The organism is Synechococcus sp. R55.8, assembly GCF_047461895.1.
GTDB lineage: Bacteria > Cyanobacteriota > Cyanobacteriia > Thermostichales > Thermostichaceae > Thermostichus.
This window is the reverse complement of record NZ_JANSIB010000024.1, coordinates 18,870-24,307: the sequence shown is the minus strand read 5'-3', so window position 1 is coordinate 24,307 and position 5,438 is coordinate 18,870. Positions and strand designations below refer to the sequence as shown.

General features: G+C 59.4%; 4 protein-coding genes and 1 pseudogene. 4 read left to right on the top strand and 1 reads right to left on the bottom strand.

Annotated elements, in window-relative coordinates; all coding sequences use genetic code 11:
* Positions 1 to 33: 33 nt before the first annotated feature.
* Positions 34 to 786: a hypothetical protein gene (locus NW829_RS04060; protein WP_414350784.1), complete on the bottom strand. Its 753-nt coding sequence runs from the start codon at positions 784 to 786 to the stop codon at positions 34 to 36.
* A 319-nt stretch (positions 787 to 1,105) separates the two neighbouring features.
* Between NW829_RS04060 and NW829_RS04055 the strand changes: the two genes are divergently transcribed.
* The 4 genes and pseudogenes from NW829_RS04055 to NW829_RS04040 form a co-directional block, all read left to right on the top strand.
* Positions 1,106 to 2,023 carry a CoB--CoM heterodisulfide reductase iron-sulfur subunit B family protein gene (locus NW829_RS04055; protein ID WP_414416493.1) on the top strand — a complete coding sequence of 306 codons (918 nt, stop codon included), beginning with the start codon at positions 1,106 to 1,108 and terminating at the stop codon, positions 2,021 to 2,023.
* 147 nt (positions 2,024 to 2,170) lie between these two features.
* Positions 2,171 to 3,730 (top strand): hypothetical protein, encoded by a 1,560-nt coding sequence (locus NW829_RS04050; protein WP_414416492.1) that lies wholly within the window; start codon positions 2,171 to 2,173, stop codon positions 3,728 to 3,730.
* A 140-nt stretch (positions 3,731 to 3,870) separates the two neighbouring features.
* A complete protein-coding gene (locus NW829_RS04045) occupies positions 3,871 to 4,857 on the top strand; it encodes a pentapeptide repeat-containing protein (protein WP_414416491.1) in 987 nt (328 codons plus the stop codon).
* 144 nt (positions 4,858 to 5,001) lie between these two features.
* Positions 5,002 to 5,438 (top strand): annotated as a pseudogene (locus NW829_RS04040) (sensor histidine kinase); the annotation flags it as partial.

Genomic DNA, 5,438 nt, shown 5'->3' with positions numbered 1-5,438 from the left:
TCACAACCCAGACTCAGCTACCCAACAAACCCATCAGGGCTGAATCGGCTGCCGCTGGATCACATCCCCTTGGGGCGGAGGCGGAGGGGCTGGGGTTTCTTGAGGGGTAGGCGTTGCCTCTATGGGAGGAGTTTCCCCAGGAGGCGGGGGCAGAGGGGGCACACCTTCTCCAGGCACAGGCCCAGGTGTAGGCGTGGGGGTTGGGGATGGAGTTAGAAAGGGCGTCACCTGTCCCAACAGCTCGGCATAGAAAATCGCATCTTGCTCTGGCCCAAAGCGCCCCACTTCCCAACGGTGACGGGGCACAAACATTGTTTGCAGCAGCACTTCCCGGCTGACAAAAGCGGGAGTACCCGAGAAGACGTAGCCATCGACAATGACCCGATTCAGATCGGGCCGAGTTTGAAACACCCGATCCACCTCCCGCAGCATCTCCGTATCCAGCCGCCCCAGCAGAGTTTCCAGGGTGTCTTCAGGGCTGATCGGTACCCGTACCGAAAAGCGATAGCCTTCGCAACGATAGTCCCCACAGATCTTGACCAGCTCGTTACGCACCCGGATTTGCGCCCCAGGATCCAGATTGCGCCCCGGCACTAAGACTTCTTCCTGGGGTTGCTGTTCGACCGGCTGGGCCCACAGTTGGAGTTGACTTGCCCATCCTGCCCAAACTAGGGATCCGAAAAACAAGCCAAATCCCCAACCTTTTAGAGGAAGGCTCCAACCCAGACTGCCCTGCTTAGAGCGGGGTGAAAAGGGGAAATCGCGATCCTGGATCGGGCTGTTCATAAGGCGTTGACCGATTCCTCAGCGATGGCTACCGCCAAATCTACCCGACATCGGCTAGGGAGGCACTAGGCAGGGAGAAAAATAGGGTATCGGCTCCGAATGGTTTCAAAATAGGGGCAGATAAATAGGGAAGCTTTGACAAACTCCCTGTCCTGGGCAGCAACGGATGTGCTGTGGCAGCGCATGGGTGTAGGATCTTAGGCTCTGGGTTCCCGCTCTGCAGGCAGGCCAGTGCTCTGCTGTGTGGGCAATGGATCCATGGATTGTTATTACCGTTGAGATCGCAAACCCAATTCTCTTCTTCTTCTCACGTCTTCTCATGACCGCGGTTGTTCCTTCACCTTTGCGCTACGCCTACTACCCCGGCTGTGTGGCCCAGGGGGCCTGTCGTGAGCTGTATGACTCCACCGACCAGATTGCGCGGCATCTGGGCATTGAACTGGTGGAGCTGGAGGCTGCTTCTTGCTGTGGTTCGGGCACCTTCAAAGAAGAATCGGAGCTGCTGGAAGATACGGTGAATGCCCGCAACCTGGCTTTGGCGGAAGCGCTGGGGCTGCCGATGCTCACCCACTGCAGCACCTGTCAGGGGGTGTTGGGCCGCGTGAATGAAAAGTTAAAAGCTGCGAAAACCGCGAATCCAGAGTACTTTCACCAGGTGCAAGCCCTGTGCCAGAAAGGGGGCTGTGAGAGCCGTTACCAGGGCACAGGCGATGTGCGCCATTTGCTGTGGGTGCTGGCTCATGACTACGGCCTGGAGCGATTGGCCCAACAGGTCAAACGGCCTCTCCTGGGACTGCGCTGCGCTGCCTTCTACGGGTGTTATCTGTTGCGGGCCTACGACATCTCCCGCTTTGATGTGGCGCGGGATCCCCATTTGATGGAGGATCTCTTCGAGCGTTTGGGGGCCACCCCCGTTTGGTATCGCGGGCGCACCCAGTGTTGCGGTTGGCCCATTTCCAGCTACGCCCCGCAGCAGTCTTTCTCGATGGCAGGCCGGCATCTCGTAGAGGCAATAGAGGCGGGAGCCGATTGTTTGGTTACCCCCTGTCCTCTATGTCACCTCAACTTGGACTCTCGGCAGCCGGAGGTGGAACAGGTGATCGGGCGCAAGCTGGGGATCCCGATCCTGCATTTGCCACAATTGGTGGGCCTGGCCCTGGGGATCCCGGCGAAAAACTTGGGACTGAACCGCCATGTAGTACAGGTGGAAAGAGCCCTGCAAAAAATAGGCCGCTAAATCCCACTTGATGGCTGGGGGATCCCTGGGCAAACATCAGGTCTGGGAAGGATGTGTTATTCTGCCCAGCAAGGTACCCGTCCTTGTTCAAAAACCGCAAAGATCCTCGTAAGCTTAGATCCACCTACTCCTGCTTAGCAGCTCCCTATGGTTGTCTCGGATCCCTTTGGCCTTGTTGTGCAAGAAGTGCAGCAGGGCGGGTACGCAGACCGAGTGAAAAAGCTGGTTTACTTTGCCTGCACCAGCACATGGGAAGGCGATGTCAGCAAGTTGAGCCAGATAGATCTGAAAGCCCTGCTGGAGCAGCTTTGCCGTGAGCACGCTACCCTTGATGCTTTGGGCCAACGCTTTCGAGAGGCCATCAGCCGCATCAACAAAAAAGCCGAGTATGCTCGCATCGCCAAGATGCTGCTAAGCAAGCTACAGCCCCTGTATCAACAGCCCCAAGCGGATCCCTCTAGCCCACTCATGCCCTCGCTCAAGGAGCCATCAGCTTGGGCCGCACCCTCGCCTATCTTGTCCTTGGAGTATGGAAGCCCACGACTGCAAAAGCAAGACTACGATCCCTTCGAGCTGCGGGCAGGGGTGATGCGGCAAACCAGCCCTTTGCGGGCCAAGCTGGTTCTGTTCACGGCTTTGTACCACAAAGTAGAGCCTACTCTGCAGGGGTTGGCGGCCCTGCGGCGCTACAGCCTGGACGAGCTGCTCAGAGCCCTCTACGATGCCTGCGCCTCCCCCCAAGAACTGGAAGCCCGGCTGAAGGAGGCGGTGCAGCAGTTGCAGGAGCCGGATCAGGATGGCCAAGCCGCCAATGCTGTGCTGCAGATGCTGAAGCCTCTTTACGTTGACGTGCCCCCAGCGACCCTCCCCGGCGGAGGATTGGCTGCTGAGCCTCTCTCCGCCAATCTGGATTGGCTGAATACCGAAGATGCCGCTCGCGCGGGCGAGGCAGAGTCCCTGGCCAGCCCCATGACTTGGATTGACGCTGGGATCCCAGAAGATGAGGAAGAACCTGCAGATCCTCTGGCTTTTGCAACCTGGACAACACCACCCGGCCCCTCTTCTGACCTGCGACAGGAGATCCCAGAGTCCTGCCGCCAACTGCTCCATCACAGCGCCGGATCCTTGATGGTTGCCATCGAGAACACCCTAAGCGAGTTGGGCAACGCCCTGGACGAAGGTCTGCAGGATGAGGATCCCGTCCAATATCTGACGCTCAAACACCAGGTGCTGCGCGGCTTCTTGAGGGATGTCGAGGGATCCGCCGCAATGTTCATGGGGATCTTGAAAAAGCTAGAACAATCGGAGTGGCGCCTGGTGCAGCCCCTGCGCGTCAGCAATGCAAAACAGGCTCTGCCGGAGGCGGTTACCGAAATGCCCGCTGAGCTGGCGGATCCCTATGCTTCCCTAAGACAGGTGTTGGCCAGCAGCGAGCTGGCCCGGCAAAAGCCGCAGTTGGAGCAGGAGGTGATGCGTTTGGTGCGGCGCAGCGTCGGCTCTGTCAAAACTGCTATCGAACAGGCCCTGAGCGAGTTGGGCAAGGCGTTGGATGAGCAGTTCCAAACCTGCACCCTAGAGGAAGCCTTGGTTCTCAAGTACCAAACACTACGCGCCTTTTTGCAGGAAGTGGGGGAGATCTCCACCAAATTTGCTGCTTTCTTGGATCGCATGGAGGAGGCAGAGCGCCGTCTGTTCGGGCTGGTTTGAAGCTCAAACCCGCTGTTTGGGGATCCCGTTCAACACTGGCGATCAGCTGCGCAGAGTGCTGGGGAAACGCCCGGATCCTTATCTAGAATAACCACCAGTGCAGCTCCTCTCTCACTTCTCTGAGCTCTCCCCTCTCTTCTATGGATGCCAAGGATCTGCTTCGGCTTTACCGGGCAGGACGGATCAACTTTGCCGGCGAGAACCTGGCCGCCCTTGACCTGAGCCGGGCCGATTTGATCGGGGTGGATCTCTCCCAAGCAAACCTGCACAGTGCCAATTTGATCTTCGCCTTCTTGGGGCGGGCCAAGCTGCAGAAGGCCAACCTCGTCGGGGCTAACCTCGGGGGGGCCAACCTCAGCCAGGCGGACTTGAGCGAGGCGGATCTCAGGGATGCCCAGTTGCACGGCGCCACCCTACAAGGAGCAGATTTGCATGGGGCCAACCTAACGCTGGCCCTGTTGATCGATGCCAACCTGCTGGATGCGGATTTGCGTTGGGCCAACCTCACCAGTGCCAACTTGGGGGGAGCTTGCTTGCGGGGGGCTAATCTCCGTTTCGATAGCCGCCGGGGAGCGGTATTGCGCAACGCCAATCTTAGCCGCGCTGATCTCAGCGGAGCCAACCTGTCGGGAGCGGATTTGACACGGGCCGACCTGAGCGGGGCCAACCTAAAAGAGGCCAGTTTGATCAAGGCCAACTTGCGAGGGGCCAGCCTGCAGCAAGCCCGTTTGCAGGGAGCCATCCTGAGCGAGACCGACCTGAGGGGGGTTTCTTTTTTGGGGGCAGACCTGCAAGGGGTGCAGATGGCGCGGGCCAACTTGAAGGAGGCGATACTTCGCCAGGTGAATCTGACAGAGGCCAACTTGAGCGAGGCGGATCTGGCCGGGGCCGATCTTTCCGCGAGTTCTTTGTGCTCGGCCAAACTGGCGCGGACGGATCTCAGTCGGGCCAATCTGGCCGGGGCCGATTTGCGGTATGCCAACCTGGTGGATGCCTATTTGGGCCGCACCAACCTGGAAAATGCCGATCTCGGCGAGGCAATCCTAACCCGAGCCGATCTGAGCACAGCCAACCTCAGCGGGGCCAATTTGCGCGGGGCAACTCTGCCGGATGGACGGGTAGGCTGATTGGACAGACTCGCTACCGTATGAGGACGAGGATTCTTGTCCCTGAGTGAGACGGGGATCCGCCCCGGAAAAGGTGAGGTTTTCCCCTGCCCCAGAGGGGCCACAACCGCTACCCTACAAGGGAAGGATGGGTCAAAGAGATCCGTGAACAGCCGCCGATTTCTGTCCTTGATGGAAGCTTTGTGGGCCGATCTGCCCTTGCCGGAATGGTTGCCGGGGGCAGGAGAGCGCTCCTGGCAGCAGACGGTGGCAGCCCTGCTCCAGCTATGGCAAGAAGTTGGACAGTTTGGGGTGGTGATCGGTGGGCCGGTGTCTTGGTGGCCCCCCTGGGTGGTTCGGGATCCGCTGCCTCAACTGCCGTCGCCCATTGACGCTCCAGAACCGAACCTGAAGCTGCGGGAGCTGGCCCGTGAAGATCCCTGGCTGTTTACCCCTGACTTGTCCCCTGAGTCGATTCTGACCCCTGGCCAGACGGTGATCCCTCTCCTGCCGCAGGATCCCCTGGTGGAGGAGCCTTTTTTGCTGGTGCTCACCCCTGTTTTTTCGGCGGTGGCCGCCCAAGGGCATCACCCCCACACGCG